13 protein-coding genes are annotated in these 16,346 nt (G+C 64.8%); 3 read left to right on the top strand and 10 right to left on the bottom strand.

Going from position 1 to position 16,346, the window contains the following annotated elements:
* The first annotated feature begins 16 nt into the window (after positions 1 to 16).
* Positions 17 to 1,036: an asparaginase gene (locus AUCHE_RS08235; protein ID WP_006502824.1), complete on the top strand. Its 1,020-nt coding sequence runs from the start codon at positions 17 to 19 to the stop codon at positions 1,034 to 1,036.
* A 49-nt stretch (positions 1,037 to 1,085) separates the two neighbouring features.
* Here AUCHE_RS08235 and pepN read toward each other — a convergent pair whose 3' ends face one another.
* The 5 genes from pepN to AUCHE_RS08210 form a co-directional block, all read right to left on the bottom strand.
* The gene (pepN, locus tag AUCHE_RS08230; RefSeq protein WP_006502823.1) at positions 1,086 to 3,584 is read right to left on the bottom strand and encodes an aminopeptidase N; all 2,499 of its coding nucleotides are present in this window, start codon (positions 3,582 to 3,584) and stop codon (positions 1,086 to 1,088) included.
* Positions 3,585 to 3,678: 94 nt separating this feature from the next.
* The gene (htpX, locus tag AUCHE_RS08225) at positions 3,679 to 4,533 is read right to left on the bottom strand and encodes a zinc metalloprotease HtpX (RefSeq protein WP_006502822.1); all 855 of its coding nucleotides are present in this window, start codon (positions 4,531 to 4,533) and stop codon (positions 3,679 to 3,681) included.
* A 57-nt stretch (positions 4,534 to 4,590) separates the two neighbouring features.
* Positions 4,591 to 5,034, bottom strand: a complete 444-nt coding sequence (locus AUCHE_RS08220; protein WP_006502821.1) for a 4Fe-4S binding protein — start codon at positions 5,032 to 5,034, stop codon at positions 4,591 to 4,593.
* Positions 5,031 to 5,531, bottom strand: coding sequence for an NADH-quinone oxidoreductase subunit C (locus tag AUCHE_RS08215; protein ID WP_006502820.1), 501 nt, complete (start codon positions 5,529 to 5,531; stop codon positions 5,031 to 5,033). Before AUCHE_RS08215 ends, AUCHE_RS08220 begins: the two co-directional genes overlap by 4 nt.
* Positions 5,528 to 5,932, bottom strand: a complete 405-nt coding sequence (locus tag AUCHE_RS08210) for an NADH-quinone oxidoreductase subunit B (RefSeq protein ID WP_052024843.1) — start codon at positions 5,930 to 5,932, stop codon at positions 5,528 to 5,530. The genes AUCHE_RS08215 and AUCHE_RS08210 overlap by 4 nt, the downstream gene beginning before the upstream one ends.
* 203 nt (positions 5,933 to 6,135) lie before the next feature.
* On the opposite strand from AUCHE_RS08210, the gene AUCHE_RS08205 reads away from it, so the two are divergent.
* A complete protein-coding gene (locus tag AUCHE_RS08205) occupies positions 6,136 to 8,049 on the top strand; it encodes a 2-oxoacid:acceptor oxidoreductase subunit alpha (RefSeq protein ID WP_040321999.1) in 1,914 nt (637 codons plus the stop codon).
* A 1-nt stretch (position 8,050) separates the two neighbouring features.
* Positions 8,051 to 9,118, top strand: a complete 1,068-nt coding sequence (locus AUCHE_RS08200) for a 2-oxoacid:ferredoxin oxidoreductase subunit beta (RefSeq protein ID WP_006502817.1) — start codon at positions 8,051 to 8,053, stop codon at positions 9,116 to 9,118.
* A gap of 64 nt (positions 9,119 to 9,182) precedes the next feature.
* Here the strand turns inward: AUCHE_RS08200 and AUCHE_RS08195 are convergent, their stop codons facing one another.
* From AUCHE_RS08195 to nuoL, 5 genes are all read right to left on the bottom strand, one after another.
* Positions 9,183 to 9,818, bottom strand: a complete 636-nt coding sequence (locus tag AUCHE_RS08195) for a TetR/AcrR family transcriptional regulator (protein ID WP_006502816.1) — start codon at positions 9,816 to 9,818, stop codon at positions 9,183 to 9,185.
* 411 nt (positions 9,819 to 10,229) lie between these two features.
* Positions 10,230 to 11,231 (bottom strand): polyprenyl synthetase family protein, encoded by a 1,002-nt coding sequence (locus AUCHE_RS08190; protein ID WP_006502815.1) that lies wholly within the window; start codon positions 11,229 to 11,231, stop codon positions 10,230 to 10,232.
* Complete coding sequence (gene nuoN / locus AUCHE_RS08185) at positions 11,228 to 12,808, bottom strand: NADH-quinone oxidoreductase subunit NuoN (RefSeq protein WP_006502814.1); 1,581 nt, start codon at positions 12,806 to 12,808, stop codon at positions 11,228 to 11,230. The genes AUCHE_RS08190 and nuoN overlap by 4 nt, the downstream gene beginning before the upstream one ends.
* Complete coding sequence (locus tag AUCHE_RS08180) at positions 12,805 to 14,394, bottom strand: NADH-quinone oxidoreductase subunit M (protein WP_006502813.1); 1,590 nt, start codon at positions 14,392 to 14,394, stop codon at positions 12,805 to 12,807. Before AUCHE_RS08180 ends, nuoN begins: the two co-directional genes overlap by 4 nt.
* Positions 14,394 to 16,346 carry an NADH-quinone oxidoreductase subunit L gene (gene nuoL / locus AUCHE_RS08175; RefSeq protein WP_006502812.1) on the bottom strand — a complete coding sequence of 651 codons (1,953 nt, stop codon included), beginning with the start codon at positions 16,344 to 16,346 and terminating at the stop codon, positions 14,394 to 14,396. Before nuoL ends, AUCHE_RS08180 begins: the two co-directional genes overlap by 1 nt.

The following is a 16,346-nucleotide window of genomic DNA, read 5'->3' as shown; positions in this document are numbered from 1 at the left end:
AGGCCAGAATGGAGTCATGACCGCGGCCGATGCCCTTCCTCCACGCCCACGCATCCTGATCCTGGCTACCGGCGGCACCATCGCCGGTGCCAGCGACAGCACCGAGACGGTCGACTACACCGCAGGCGTGATCGGAGTGGCCGAGCTCGTCCAGGCTGTCCCCGACCTGACCAGGATCGCCGAGATCTCCCACCAGCAACTCTGGCAGCTGGACTCGGTGGACATGGACCCGGCCCGCCAACTGGAGTTGGTGCGTCAGGTGCGCGCGCAGGTCGCCCGGCCCGATGTCGACGGGGTCGTCGTCACCCACGGAACGGACACCTTGGAGGAGAGTGCCTACCTGTTGGATCTCCTGGTCGGGTCCCCGAAACCCGTCGTGGTGGTGGGTGCGATGCGCCCGGCCGATGCGCTCGGGGCCGATGGGCCGGTGAATCTGCGCCATGCCGTGATCGTGGCGGCCTCGCCCTCGTCCTGCGGGCTGGGCGTGCTGGTGGTCGTAGGGGAGGAGATCCATGCTGCGCGATCGGTCGGCAAGGTCCACACCACGCGGACGAATGCTTTCGCCTCCCCTCACGGCCCGCTGGGAGAGGTCGTGGCCGAGCGAGCTTGTTACTTCCGCACCCCCCACCGGTCGTCCGCTGTGGACGGGACAGCTGCCGCAGTCATCTCGGCGGTCGGGCAGGAGCTGCCTGCGGTCGAGGTCGTCCAGGGGCGGGCCGGGTTGCCTCAGCAGATGCTGCAGGCGGTCCTCGAGTCAGGTGCTGCCGGTGTGGTCTACGTCGGACACGGCGCAGGAAATGTCCCGTCCGACGTCCTGCCCCGGTTAGGTGCCCTGGTCGATGCCGGCGTGGTCGTCATGCGGGCGTCCAGGGTCTGTTCCGGGCCGGTGACCCGCGGTGGTGCGGTTGACGACGACCGGTACGGGTTCGTGGCCGCCGGTGACCTGACGCCGCAGCAGGGCCGGATATCGCTGGCTGTCGCCTTGGCTCAGTCCCGGGACCCGCGGCAGGTCCAGAAGTTCGTCGACACCCATTGAGCTCGACGAACGACTTCCTGCCGCGGGAGACGGGGGGCACTCGTCGTTGTCACTCAGGCCGGGGGAAACGTTCCTGCGAGGAGACTGCCTGTCGGACCAGTGCCGCGCCGTCGATCATCGCCCGTCGGACCGGTTCGCTCATCGGTGTCCGGGCCAGTGCCTGTTCTGCCAGAGCGAGGATTTCGGGTTCAGCCAGAACGTAGGGGAAAGCCACAGAGGCGAGGGCGCCCAGCGCATAGTCGCCCAGTTTCCCTGACAATGAAGGCATCTCGGTGAAATACCGTTCTGCGTAGGGCCTGAGCGTCCGGCTGTCCTCAGCGCGCCAGAAACCGGTCGCCAGGGAAGAGAGTTCGTAATAGGAACGTTCGCCTCGTACGATCTCCGACCACGCCCAGGACTTGTTCTCCTCCCCCGGCAGGGCTGCGCATGCCCTCAGATGTGCCATACGACCGATGAGAGTCTGATCCTGCGCGGCAAGTCGATCCAGATCAGCACGATCCACTGAGCCGTGCTCCGCGAGTGTCGTGGCCGCCACCCACCGCAGATCCGAATGGTGGGCCAGTGGCTCACGGGAGGTGTCTCCTTCCGCCAACGCCCGCAAGTAGCCTTCGTCGGTGCTCCATCGGGCACGCCCACGCACGGCGGCAGGATAGGTGGGGCCGTCCGGATCAGAACGCGTGGCGACCGCGCCGAAGGTGTCGGCCAGAGCTCGACGAGCCGCGGCCTGCTCGTCCGCGGGCAGAAAATGCGTCGCCAACAGTTCCAGGATCCCGTCGAGAGCCCCTCGCAGGATGGCCGGTTCCTGTTCTTCAGGAAGCGCCCGGACCGCGATGCCGAGCACCTGGCGTGGATCGACGAGAGCATCGACCATCCCCGCGAAGAGCGCCGACCAGATCACTGCCCGAACGACCGGGTCCTCAATGAGAGGCAGTTCACCCGCGACGGCGTCCAAGGTGGGTCGGCTGAGTCGGGGAGTGGCCCAGGTGTGCGACCCCGCGTCAGGGATGACGACGGCAGGGAGATGTTTCCCGATCAGTTCTTCGACCACGGTCTGCGGCCGGTCGAGGGTCACCGGAACCCGCCAGATCTCCCGACCCCCGGTGAATCCCGCGATCTCGACGGCGTGCGGTCGATCTGCCGGGGATTCGGCAGGAGACTCGCGATGCACCGTCGCCCCGGTGATCCGGTCTCCGTCCGTCTCGATGTCCACGGCGAGCGCGTCCATCCGTGAGGTCCGCAGCCATTCCTGGGACCAGCTCGACAGTGAACGACCCGATTCGGTTTCCATCGCCTCGAGGAAGTCCGCGAGATCGGCGTTGCCGAAGAGGTGTTCGTTCAGATAGCGGCGCACTCCGGCGTCGAATTCGTCCTGGCCGAGATATCGGACCAGCTGGGCCAGGACGGCTGCCCCTTTGGCGTAGGAGATGCCGTCGAAGTTCTGCAGGGCGCTCGGTGCGTCGCGCGGGGTCTGCCCGGCCACCGGATGTGTGGAGGGGCTACGCTCGGCAGCTGCTCCCCATACCTTGCGAAAGATGGTGAAATCGGTCCAGGCCGAGGTGAAGTCGGTGGCTTCGAGGCAGGCCCTGTGCGCCATGTACTCCGCGAAGGACTCGTTCAGCCACAGGTCTGCCCACCACCTCATGGTGACGAGGTCGCCGAACCACATGTGCGCCATCTCGTGCAGGATCGTATTCGCGCGCGAGGCGCGTTCGGCTCCGTCCGGCGCGGACCGGAAGATCATCTGGTCCCGGAGGGTCACACAGCCGGGATTTTCCATCGCACCGGCATTGAACTCCGGGACGAAGACCTGGTGGTAGGCGCCGAAGGGGTATCTGATGCCGAACAGCCGGTGATAGTGGTCGAACCCGGCTTTGGTCAGTGCCAGCAGCTCGCCGCTCTGTTCCTTCAGCAGTTCTGCCAGCGAGGCCCTGGCATGGATCCCCAGGGGGATCCCGTCGTGGGTGTCGGTGATGCTGGCATAGGGGCCGGCGCAGACGGTGACGAAATAGGTCGACAGCGGTTTGGTTTCGGCGAGCCGCCAAGTGCCATCGGCGTCCTGGCTGGCTTCGCCGTTGCCCAGCACGATCCAGCTTTCGGGTGCTCGTACGGAGATCTCGTAGACGGCTTTCATGTCGGGTTGGTCGAAGCAGGCGTACACCTGGGGCGCGGCGTCGAGGAAGAGCTGACCGTAGACGTAGTGGCAGCCGTCGGCCGGATCCACCGCCCGGTGCAATCCTTGGCCGTCCTTCCCGTAGGACATGGTGGCTTCGACGACCAGTTCGTTCTCTGCGGCCAGCCCGCCGAGGGGGAGACGCCCCTGATCGGCCTGAGCCGGATCCAGGTCGTCCCCGTTCAAGGTGAGCCGATGCACCTCGTGGGCCTTCAGGTCGATGAAAGTCTGTGACCCGGGCTCGGCGCAGGAGAAATGCACGGTGGTCCGCGATCCGAAGAACTGTTCACCACGGTCCAGGTCCAGGTCGACGGTGTAACGGGACACCCCGATCAGGCGGGAGCGTTGCTCGGCTTCGGTGTATAGCAAACCTGTCATTCGCCCACTGTGTCATGCGTCCTGGTTCGAACGGCTGCTTTTGCGCTGGAGCGCGACACGGCGGACGGCATTGGTCTGCGGGCGCCGGGCATGGTCAGAGCTGACGGGACATGGCCTCCAGACGTGCGATCCGCTGGTCCATCGGCGGGTGGGTGCTGAACAGTGCCGACACATCCTGCGGGCGGAAGGGGTTCGCGATCATGAGATGACTGGCGTTCACCAGGTCCTGTTCGGGTTCCAGGGGCGCTCGCGCCGTTCCTGACTCCAGTTTGCGCAGCGCGCTCGCCAGGGCCAGGGGATCACCGGTCAGAATGGCTCCGTCCTGGTCTGCGTCGTACTCCCGGGTCCGGGAGATCGCGAACTGGATGACGGTGGCCGCGAGCGGTGCCAGCAGAGCCAGCGCGATCATCGCGATGGGATTCGGCCGGTCTTCGTCTCGACTTCCGCTGGTGAACATCAACATCTGGGCCACGCTCGTGATGACACCGGCCAGGGCGGCTGCGACCGACGAGGTGAGGATGTCCCTGTTGTAGACGTGCATCAGTTCGTGACCCAGCACACCTCGTAGCTCGCGTTCGTCCAACAGGTGAAGAATGCCTTCGGTGCAGCACACTGCCGCATTCTTGGGGTTGCGTCCCGTCGCGAAGGCGTTAGGCGCCTCGGTGGGCGAGACATACAAGGTCGGCATCGGTTTCCCGGCCTTGGCGCTCAGTTCCGAGACGATCCGGTACATCACCGGCTGTTGCTCGGGCGTGACCGGGTAGGCCCGCATCGAACGGATAGCGATCTTGTGGCTGTTCCAGTAACCGTAGAAGGTGACCGCGACCCCGACGAGAGCGAACAGCCAGATGAATCGGCCGCGCCCCACCAGGGCACCGATACCGAGCAGCAGCGCCCAGATCACGCCGAAGAGGATGGCGGTCTTGAGCCCGTTGTGATGCCGATGCATATCTCGAGCAACGATCTCTCCGCAGGACCTTGTTCCCGTACCAGTGCGGCCTTGTGTTCAACGGTTCCGTCTGCCGCCCCCGTGGCCTCGGCCCGAGTCCTTCGGACGTGGGGCCACCGCGCCAGACTCGAGAGCTCCTGCCGGGGGGATCTGCGCGCGCCATGCGTCGAGGCGGGTACTCTCCGCGAGCAGGTCGTGAACCTCGCCCGCGCGTGCGTTGGCCGGCGCCCAGAACAGGGCATCGAAGGGGCAGACCTCCACGCAGATGCCACAGAAAAGACACAGTCCGAAGTCGATGGCGAAACGGTCCAGACGGTGGACGGTCCTGGTTCGGCGGGCCGGCACACCGTCCTCGGGGGGAAGTTCCTCCGCGTGAGCGGAGATATGGATGCACCAGTCGGGGCATTCTCGAGCACACAGCATGCAGCTGGTGCAGGCCTGCGGGTCGAGGGCGATCACGCCTCGGCTACGGACCGGAACTTCAGCCGGGGCGCGGTTCACGACGGCCACTCCGTGGGGACGCCGGGCGGGCTGAGCCTGCGCCGCGTATTTCGTCGCCCGGCCGCCGTGCCCTCCCCCGGTTCGACAGATCCCGGCCAGGGGGTGCTTCCCCGTGCGGTGAGGGGTGTCGTCCTGGCCAGCGGAGGTGGCCCTTCGTAGCTGGCCGGCAGCAACAGCCGGTCGGTGTGGCCTTCGATGTCAACCCCGGTCATCTCCACGGCGACCCTTTCGAGCCAGCTGGCGCCGGGCCAGATGCTGCTCAGACCGGCCAGTCGAGTGCCCGTGCGGACCCTGGTCCAGAGCTCACGGCGGCGCGGCGCCGTCGTCAGGTTCAGGTCGAGCAGGTGGACCATCACGTCGATGCCCGGATCACTGGGGTCCTGGTTCTCGTCGACGGCGGTGAGGAGCTCGAGGACGGTGTATCCCTCCTGGTAAGCGTTCCGGGCCGTGTCGAGCCAGTGGGAGGCCTGCACCTTCAGCACCTCGACCCGGGTCATGTCAGTTCTCCCATCGCGTCCAGAAGCGCCTCCGGGCGTGGCGGGCAGCCGGGGACATAGGCGTCCACGGGGACAATCTGGTCCACCCCCTTGGTGACTGCATAGGAATCCCAATAAGGACCCCCGGTATTCGCACACGATCCGAAGGAGATGACCCGCAGCCCCGAGCCCGCTTCAGCGGAGAGCTCCTCGTACTGAGCCTTGATCAGCGGAGCCATCGCATCGGTGACCGTCCCCGCCACGACCAGGACGTCCGTCGGTCCGCAGTCCGACGACCCCGGATCGTCCGGACCCGCCCCTGCGCACCCGGCTCCGGCCGAGGTGACCTCGACCGCGCAACACGCCAACCCGGCATCGAGACCGTGGACGCGTAAACCCGGCCGGAGGGGAAAAAGACACATAGGTTCAGGGTAACGAGAACATCCGAACCTGATTTTCCACAGGTCCTGCCGGACTCTCAGCGAAGTCGAAACCACTCCCACCAGAGTCAACCTTGACGTCGTCCCACCCACGACTCTTCCCTATGATGGCCGAGTCCACGAGCGCCATCAGCCTCGGAACCACACCACCCTCCCCCCAGCAAAGAGGTTCGGTGAAACTGCTCATGAACACGAGCGACACCACGCAGGTCCGATCCGTCGACCGGGTCGTCATCCGCTTCGCCGGCGACTCCGGCGACGGGATGCAACTCACCGGTGACCGGTTCACCTCGGACACGGCCGGCCTGGGCAACGACCTGGCCACCCTGCCCAATTTCCCCGCCGAGATCAGGGCACCCCAGGGAACCGTCCTCGGCGTCAGCAGCTTCCAATTGCATTTCGCCAGCTTCGACGTCCTCACCCCCGGCGACGCACCCGACGTACTGGTCGCGATGAACCCGGCGGCACTGAAGTCCAACCTGCGGGATCTGCCCCGCGGAGGCATGATCCTCGCGAACAGCGACGACTTCACCAAACGGAACCTCGCGAAGGTCGGATACGCCCAAAGCCCCCTCGACGACGGCTCCCTGGAGGCCTACCGGGTGCACGCCGTCCCGTTGACCTCCATCACCGTGGAAGCGCTCGCCGACTCCCCGCTGACCCGCAAGGAGAAGGAACGGGCGAAGAACATGTTCGCGCTGGGCCTGCTCTCCTGGATGTACAGCCGCAACATCGAAGGCACCCGGTCTTTCCTCAAGACGAAGTTCGCGAAGAAACCCGACATCCTGGCCGCCAACCTGACCGCACTGGAAGCCGGGTGGAGCTACGGGGAGACCACCGAAGCCTTCGACGTGCGCTACACCGTCGACCCTGCGCCGATGGCCCCCGGAAGGTACCGCAACATCACCGGAAATGTCGCCACCGCCTACGGGCTAGTGGCCGCCGCCCACCGTTCCGGGCTCCCCCTCCTCCTGGGCTCCTACCCGATCACCCCGGCCTCGGACATCCTGCACACTCTGTCCGGGCTGAAGAAGTACGGAGTCACCACGGTCCAGGCCGAGGACGAGATCGCCGGCGCCGGGATCGCCCTGGGCGCCAGCTTCGGCGGGGCGCTCGGCGTCACCACCACCAGCGGCCCCGGACTCTGCCTGAAAAGCGAGACCATCGGCCTCGCCGTCGCCACCGAGCTCCCGCTGGTCATCGTCGATGTCCAACGAGGCGGGCCCTCGACCGGCTTGCCGACCAAGACCGAACAGGCCGACCTGCTGCAGGCGCTCTACGGACGTAACGGAGAATCACCGGTCGCCGTGATCGCCGCGAAATCACCCATCGACTGCTTCGACGCCGCCTACGAAGCCTGCCGGCTGGCCGTCACCTACCGGCATCCGGTCATGCTGCTCACCGACGGCTACCTCGCCAACGGGTCAGAGCCGTGGCGGCTGCCCGCCATGAGCGAGCTCCCCGCCATCGAAGCGGACTTCGCCAGTGAGCCGAATGCCGAGGACAGCACGGGCAAACCGGTATTCCACCCGTACGCCCGCGACGAGGACACCCTGGCCCGCCCCTGGGCCGTGCCCGGGACGCCAGGTCTGGAACACCGCATCGGCGGCATCGAGAAGGCCGACGGACACGGGGCCATCTCCTACGACCCGGCGAACCACGAACTCATGACGAGGCTCCGGGCGGAGAAGATCGAACGGATGGCTCGCACCGTCCCACCGTTGGACGTCGACGACCCCACCGGGGATGCTGAGATGCTGGTTCTGGGGTGGGGATCTACCTACGGTCCCATCACGGCCGCAGTACGGAATCTGCGACGCAACGGCATCAAGGTCGCTCAGGCCCACCTCCGCCATCTGAACCCCTTCCCGGAGAACACCGGCGAGGTCCTGCGTTCCTACCGACGGGTACTGCTCCCGGAGATGAACAGCGGCCAGCTCGCCCTGGTCCTGCGCGGACGCTATCTCGTCGACATCCGCTCGGTCACGCAGGTGCGTGGTCTGCCTTTCCTCCCCGGGCAGATGCGCCAGATCATCAAGGACGAACTCGCCGACCTGCTCGGGTCCACGGCCGTCCACACCGGACGTCAGGAGGCATGAGATGAGCCCGATCGACCTGGGAATGCCCGTCCACGGACTCAGCCGGGTCCCCCGGATCCCCGAGGACGCACCGCCGTTGAAACGGAAGGACTTCGTCTCCGACCAGGAGGTCCGCTGGTGCCCTGGGTGTGGTGACTACTCGATCCTGGCCACCTTCCAGTCGGTACTGCCCGAGCTGGGCATCCCGCGGGAGAATGTCGTCGTCGTCTCCGGTATCGGATGCAGTTCACGATTCCCCTATTACGTCGACACCTACGGGATGCACTCCATCCACGGGCGGGCACCGGCCATTGCGACCGGACTGGCTACCGCCCGTGAGGACCTGTCCGTCTGGGTGGTCACCGGCGACGGTGACGCCCTGTCCATCGGCGGCAACCATCTGATCCACACGCTCCGCCGCAATGTGAATCTGAAGATCCTGATGTTCAACAACCGCATCTACGGGTTGACCAAAGGCCAGTACTCACCGACCTCGCCCGAAGGACTGGTCACCAAGTCCTCCCCTGCGGGCGCTCTGGACGCACCCTTCAACCCGGTCGCCTTGGCCTTGGGGGCGGGCGGCACCTTCGTGGCACGCACGATGGCCAGCGACCGCGAGCACCTCTCGGGTGTACTGCGTGAGGCTGCGGAACACCGCGGGACGGCTTTCGTGGAGATCTACCAGAACTGCCCCATCTTCAACGACGGTGCTTTCGACACTCTCCGGGACGCCAACCAGTCCGAAGCACGACTGTTGCGGATGGTCGAGGGAGAGCCTCTCCGAGTCGGCGACCGAGGAGTCCAACCGGACGGGCGAGGCGGTCTGTATCTCACCGAGGTCGTCGACGACGGAGCGGTCCTCCCGCACGACCCGTCCATGGCGGACAGTTCTCGGGCCTTCGCGCTGGCCGGTCTCGACGACGCTGACATGTCCTGCGTCCCGGTCGGGGTCTTCCGCAAGGTTTCCAGGACGGCCTACGACGATCAGGTACGCGCTCAGGTCGCCCAGGCCATGGGCGACAGCCTTTCTCGGACCGACGAAGAGATGGAACAGATGTTCGCCGGGAACGACCCGTGGATCGTGGAATGACTGACCGGTGACGGAAGCTCCGGGAGCGCCGATCCTGCGGGGGTCCGGCGCCGCCCGGGGCCGGTCAGGCGGACGCGGACTGGTCGGCGACAGTGACCAGACCGGCTCCCCGAGCCTGCTCGACAACCGCCAGCAGTACGCCGATGAAGCCTTGCAGGACGTCGAAGGTCGCTTCGTCGTCCCGGTCGACCAGCCAGTTGAGCATGACCCCATCGGTCACTGCGAGTACCATCCGGGCCAAGGTCCGGGTAGGCAACCCGTCGCTCCCGGTGACTCCCATGGAGCTGGTGATCATGCGCTCGATGGCGTCCTGGTAGGTCTTGTACAGCAGTCGGGCAGACTCCCCGTCGCCACGGATCGACCAAGCCGCCAGCTCATAGGAGAGCAGCTGCCGCCCTGGTTGGTTCTGGGTGTGCTCCCAGAACGCTTTGAACGCGGCGTAAGCCTTCTCCTCGAAGGTCCCGGTGTGCCCGTCGAGAGCCAGCGATACCGCGGCGATGATCGGCTTGATGAATGATTCAGCGACGGCGTTCAGCAGCGCTTCTTTACTGCTGAAGCAGTAATGGACCACGCCTAGCGAGACGTTGGCCTCATCTGCGATACGACGCACCGACGCTGCTGCCAGACCCTCGCGGATGGCCAGCTCGATCGTTGCCTCGATGAGCTGCTCACGACGCTGATCCGCAGGCACCCGTGACATATGACCACCTCACGACCAAAGTCCTTGCGACAAACGGATGTCACCGTGTCGCCCCCAACAGTAGCCAGAATGTCACGTTATGAAAGGCGGTGCACGGAATGCCATCGATAAAGCATTCCAATGATTCCGCTTCGTGACATACCGGTGAATTCCTCACGACCGTCCCCACTCCTCGGCCCAGAACATCCTTGACCGGAGAAGAGCAGACCGACGCGTGTCATCGTACTCGGTTGAGGTTCAGGACATTTGGCCTGACTCGCCGCAATATTCAGTGGCCGATGTATGAGAGAGCGCCCCACGCGACGAACGGGCTCCGACAGAGAGATACCTGTCGGAGCCCGTCCTGAGCACATCAGATCCGTCCCGCAGAGGCCTGCAGCCTGCGGAAACAGTCACCCACCGCAGCCCGGATCACACCTCACGATCCACCACCCCGGCAGCTACCTCCCGCAATGCCCGTACCGCTGGGCCGTCGCCGAGCGGTCCCACCACTTCCTGAGCCTCCCGGGCCACCGTCCACGTATGCTCCCGAGCGCGCTCCACAGCCGGATGCACCCGGAGCAGCTCCAGAGCGCGAGCCACGCCGGCATCGTCCGCCCGAAGGTCACGATCCAACAGTTCCAGGAGCTCACCGTCCTCAGAGCGGTTCTCCGCCCGGGCGTAGATCACCGGCAAGGTCGCCACCCCCTCCCGAAGGTCGGTACCCGGCGTCTTCCCCGAAGACTCACCCTCGGAAGAGATGTCGAGCAGATCGTCGGCGAGTTGGAAAGCGATCCCCAACTTCTCCCCGTACTGACGCAGGATCTCCACCTGATCATCAGCACAACCGGAGAACATCGCGCCGAACCGCGCTGCCGTGGCGATGAGGACACCGGTCTTGTCAGCCAGCACCCCCAGGTAGTAATCCACCGGGTCCTGACCCGGAGGGCACGGACGCGTGTCGCGGATCTGACCTGAACACAGGCGGACAAAAGTCTCCGCCTGGATCTTGACCGCCTCCGCGCCCAAGTCCGCCACGATCGAGCTCGCCGTACCGAAGAGGAGGTCGCCCACCAGGATCGCAGTCGAATTACCGTACGCGGCATTAGCACTCACCACATGGCGACGCACATCGGCCTCATCCATGACGTCATCGTGATACAGAGACGCCAGATGAGTCAGCTCTACCGCCGCCGCAGCACCCACAACCTCATCGTTGACACCTGAACCGACGTGAGCCGCCAACAAGGTCAACAGCGGACGGAAACGTTTACCTCCGGCGGCCAACAGGTGCCCATTCGCCTCCGCGACGAAAGGGTCCTCATGATCCACCTTCTCCCGCAAGAAAGCATCCACCCGGCCTAGACCGGCCTGCAGAGCATCGGCCAGAACCGGATCGACATCAGGGAACACGGGCAACGGCTGTGCGCTCATGGCAGGAACTGCGTGGTCGACTCGAACACCTGCAACAGCGGCGAGGGGAAGACCCCCAGAGCCAGCGTCACCATCACACCCACCGCGATCGCGAAGGTGCTGGTACTGGACGCCACCACGACCTCGGTGCCCTCACCCTGCACCATCTCCTCCTTGTCCGGCGCACGGAACATCAACCCCGCCAGGCGGAAGTATGCGAACGCAGTCACCAAGCTACACAACACGCCGATCACCACAAGGACCGCCCCAGGGACACCGCCATGCGCGACCGCAGGCATGAAAGCCGCCACCTTCGCAGTGAATCCGCTGGTCAGCGGAATACCCGCGAAAGCCAGCAGCAGGAAGAAGAAGATCGCTGCGAACACCGGATGCTGACGCCCCAGACCGCTCCACTGCGACAAAGTCGTCGCCTCGGACCCGCCCGCACGCACCAGGAAGACCATCCCGAAAGCCGCCACCGTCGTGAACCCGTAGGCCACCAGGTAAAAGAGGACGCCGCCGATAGCACTGCGGTCGAAAGCGAGGAAACCCACCAGAATGAACCCAGCGTGGGCCACAGAACTGTAGGCCAACATCCGCTTGACATCCGTCTGGGTGACGGTCAACACCGAACCGACCACCATCGTCATCCCCGCGACCACCCACAACGCGATCGACCAGTCCCACCGGGTGGATCCCACGCCGACATACACCAGGCGGAGAAGCGCACCGAAAGCCGCGACCTTCGTGCACGCACCCATGAAACCCGTGACCGGAGTGGGCGCACCTTGGTAGACGTCCGGAACCCAGTTGTGGAAAGGCCACGCACCGATCTTGAAGAGCACACCCAGGAGCAGCAGCAACACCCCCGGGACCAGAAGCCCCGGGTTCACCGTCGTCGGGATCACCCGGGCGATACCGCTCAAGGAGAGAGTGCCGGCGAAGCCGTACAACAAGGCTGCGCCGAAGAGGAAGAACGCCGAGCTGAACGACCCCAGCAAGAAGTACTTCAACGCAGCTTCCTGGCTGAGCAGCCTGCGACGGCGAGCCAGCGCCGTCATCACGTACAACGGCAGGGAGAGCGCCTCCAAGGCGACGAACATCGCCAACAGGTCCCCCGCTGCCACGAACATCATCATCCCGCCGGTGGCGAACAGCGCCAACGGGAAGACCTCAGTGGTCGCCGCACCGATCCGCTGAGCGATCTCCTCCTGCTTACTCCCCGGAATCGAAGAGCCCGACGGGGTGAAAGCATCAGCCGACTGACCCGACATCCGATCGCCCATGATCAAGATCGACGCCAGAGCCAACAGGATCAACAGACCCTGGAGCACAAGCGCGACCCCGTCCACCACCACGGCGCCGGCCAAGGTCGAGACCATGTTCTTCCGCGCGAGCAGAAGAAGAGCCGCGAAAGAGCCCAACAGCGCCACCACCGCGACACCGAGCTGGGTCTCGTGTCGGCTGTGTCGAGCGGCAAAGGCCTCGACGAGCACCCCGATCAGGGCTCCCCCGAAGACCACCAGCATGGGAGCGATGCTCCCGTAATTGATATCGATCTTGCTCAGCGGTTCGGCCGCTGTCAGCACCGGAATCACTTGGCACTTCCCTTCGCAGCATCAGCAGCCGGCTCCGGGTCCTTCACGCCGACGATGGTCAATGTCTTGTCGACGGACGGATTGATCGCCTGCAAGGCAAGGTTCGGATAGAAACCCAACACCACGAAGATCACGATCAGCGGAGCCATCACCAACTTTTCACGGACCACCAGGTCAGCCACCTTGACCGGAGCGGACTCGGGGTCCTTCTCCAGAGTCGCGTGACCGTGATCGGACACCCTCTCCCCGGGCGGAGGCCCGGTGAACACACGCTGGTAGAGCAAGAGGATGTACAACGCGGCCAAGATGATCCCGACCGAGGAGATCGCACCGACCCACGGGTAACGCTGGAAGGTCCCCATCATCACCAGGAACTCGGAGACGAAGCTCGACAGACCTGGCAACGCCAAGCCCGACAGCCCAGCCACCAGGAAACATCCGGCAAGGACAGGAGTGACCCGCTGCCAGCCGCCGTAGTCCCGGATCAACGCGCTGCCATGACGTTTCACGAGCATCCCGGCCACCAGGAAAAGCGCCGCCGTGGAGAAGCCGTGATTGAGCATGTACAGGACCGACCCCTGCCCCGCCATCCGGGTGAAGGCGAAGATGCCCAACACGATGAAACCGAAGTGGCTCACCGACGTGAAAGCGACCAGGCGCATCATGTGCTGCTGCCCGATCGCGGCAATCCCACCGTAGATGATCGACAGCAATGCCAAACCGATGACGACCGGGGTCGCCCACTGGCTCGCGTTCGGGAAGAACTGAAGGCAGAAACGGATCATGCCGAAGGTGCCGACCTTGTCGAGGACCCCGACCAACAGGGTGCTGGTCGCCGGGGTCGCCGCCTCAGCTGCGTCGGGCAGCCAGGTGTGCACCGGAACCATCGGCGCCTTGATCGCGAAAGCGATGAAGAAACCGAGGAAGAGCAACCGCTCAGTGTTCGTGTCCATCTGGAGTCCGGTCAGGGAGGACACCAGGAAACCGGTACTGCCTCCCTTGCCCTGCACGTAGAGCCCGATCAACGCTGCCAGCATCACCAGACCGCCGGCCAGCGAGAACAGCAGGAACTTCAACGCCGCCCGACGCCGATCCGCACCCACACCGTAGGAAGCGATGAGGAAGTAGACCGGGATCAGCATGCCTTCGAAGAAGACGTAGAAGAGGAAGACGTCCACGGCCGAGAAGACACCGATCATGAAGGTCTCCAACACCAGGATCCAGGCGAAATAGCCATTGTCCCGGCTACCGTCCTCCGGCATGTCGTCCCAGGCGGCAAGAAGGCAGATCGGAACCAGCAGAGCCGACATCACGATCATGGCCAAGGCCATCCCGTCAGCACCCACCGCATAGCTGACGCCCCACTGCGGGATCCACTCATGTGTCGCCCGCATCTGGAACTGCTCAGAGGAACCCAGATCGTAGGAGCTCGCCGTGGCCACCCCGGAAAGGACCAGGACCAGCAAGGAAATCGCCAAGGACACCGGCCGAGCCAAACGCCGGCCACCCCGAGGAAGGAACGCCACGATGAGCGCACCCACCAGGGGGACGACCATCATGACGGTCAACCAGTCAACGTTCTTCATCACTGCACCACCCAGACGGCACCGAGGAGGACGACGATGCCGACCAGCATCGTCAGGGCGTAGGAACGGACAAACCCGTTCTGGAGTTTGCGCAGGCCGCTACTCGCCGCCAGGACAGCGGCGCCCAGACCCGTCATCGAACGATCGACACCACCGGTGTCCGTGAGCACCGTGGCCCGCACCAGCAGATTGCCCGGCTGCACCAGCGCGACATCGTTGACATCGTCCTGGAAGAAATCGTTCCGGGCGATCTTTGCCGCGAGATGCTCAGCAGGAGCGCCCACCCGTTTCTTCGCGTACTGCATCCACGCGACAGCTGCGCCGGCGAGCACCACCGCGAGAGTTCCGACCTGGATGGCGACCTCAGGGATGACCGGATGCGGGTGTTCGTGGTGTCCCGCCAGCCCCAATGCCGGGCTCAACCAGTCGACAAAACCCAACAAGGACAACGCCAGCCCCAGGAAGGCCGAGCCGAAGGCCAAGACGACCATGGGCACCGTCATCGTCGCAGGAGACTCGTGCGGGTGGTCGTCCTTGGTCCAGCGACGCTCACCGTGGAAAGTCATGAAGAACAGGCGCGACATGTAGAAAGCGGTCAGCCCGGCGACCAACATGGTCAGGCCACCGAAGACCCACGGACGCCACCCCTCGCCGACGAAGGCCGCCTCGATGATCTTGTCCTTGCTCCAGAAGCCGGCGAAGGGCGGAACACCCAGGATGGCCAGCCAGCCGAGCATGAACGTTCCCCAGGTCACCTTCATGACCGTCCGCAACCCGCCGAAGGTCCGCATGTCCACCCGGTTGTTCATCCCGTGCATGACCGAACCTGCGCCGAGGAACATCCCCGCCTTGAAGAAACCGTGAGTGATCAGGTGGAAGATCGCGAAGGCATATCCGACCGGACCGAGCCCCGCCGCCAACATCATGTAACCGATCTGGCTCATCGTGGAGGCCGCCAGCGCCTTCTTGATGTCATCCTTCGCGCAACCGATGATCGCACCCATGGTCAACGTGATGGCTCCGACGACGGTGACCGCCAATTGTGCCTGGGGGGCCAGGTTGTAGATGGAGTGGCTACGCACGACCAGGTAGACGCCCGCAGTGACCATGGTCGCCGCGTGGATCAGCGCCGAGACCGGAGTCGGGCCGGCCATGGCGTCGCCCAACCAGCTCTGCAGCGGGAACTGTGCGGATTTACCACAGGCCGCCAGCAGCAGGAAGAGCCCGATCGCGGTCAACGTCTTCTCATCGGCCTGCGCCGCAGCGCCATGGACCCCAGCGAAATCGACCCGACCGAAGGTGAAGAACATCAGCATGATCGCCAAGCCCAGGCCGAAGTCGCCCACCCGGTTCGCGATGAACGCCTTGTTCGCTGCAGAAGCGTACGGCGGATTCCAGTTCCAGAAGCCGATCAGCAAGTACGACGCCAAGCCGACCCCTTCCCATCCCACGTACAACATGAGATAGGAATCCGCCAGGACCAGCGTCAACATCGCGGCGACGAAGAGGTTCAGATAGGCGAAGAAACGCCGCCTGTCCGGATCGTGTTCCATGTATCCCAGGGAATACACGTGGATCAACGAACCTACGAAGGTCACCAACAGGACGAAACTGATCGACAGCTGGTCGATGAGCATCCCGGCCGACAGGTCCAAAGAGGACGTCCGGATCCAGGTGAACAAATTCAGGTGCTGAGCCCGTTCCCCGGGAGTCTGGCCCAGCATCTGCATCAGGATGGCGGCCCCGACACCGAAACTGCTCCAGGACAACACGGTAGCCAGCAACGGGCCGAATTTGTCGGTGGCCCGGCCACCGACCAAGAGAAGTGCCGCGCCCAACAAAGGCAGCGCCACCAGGAGCCAACCGAACTCAGCGGTGCCGGTGGCAGCCGCTGCTCCCGTCGACGGGGACGAAGCCGCGATCGCATCGACGGCTGAGGGAAAGAATTGCAC

The sequence above is a fragment of the Austwickia chelonae NBRC 105200 genome (assembly GCF_000298175.1).
Lineage (GTDB): Bacteria > Actinomycetota > Actinomycetes > Actinomycetales > Dermatophilaceae > Austwickia > Austwickia chelonae.
Note: the sequence above shows the minus strand (reverse complement) of the source record. Positions and strands in the feature narration are given on the sequence as shown.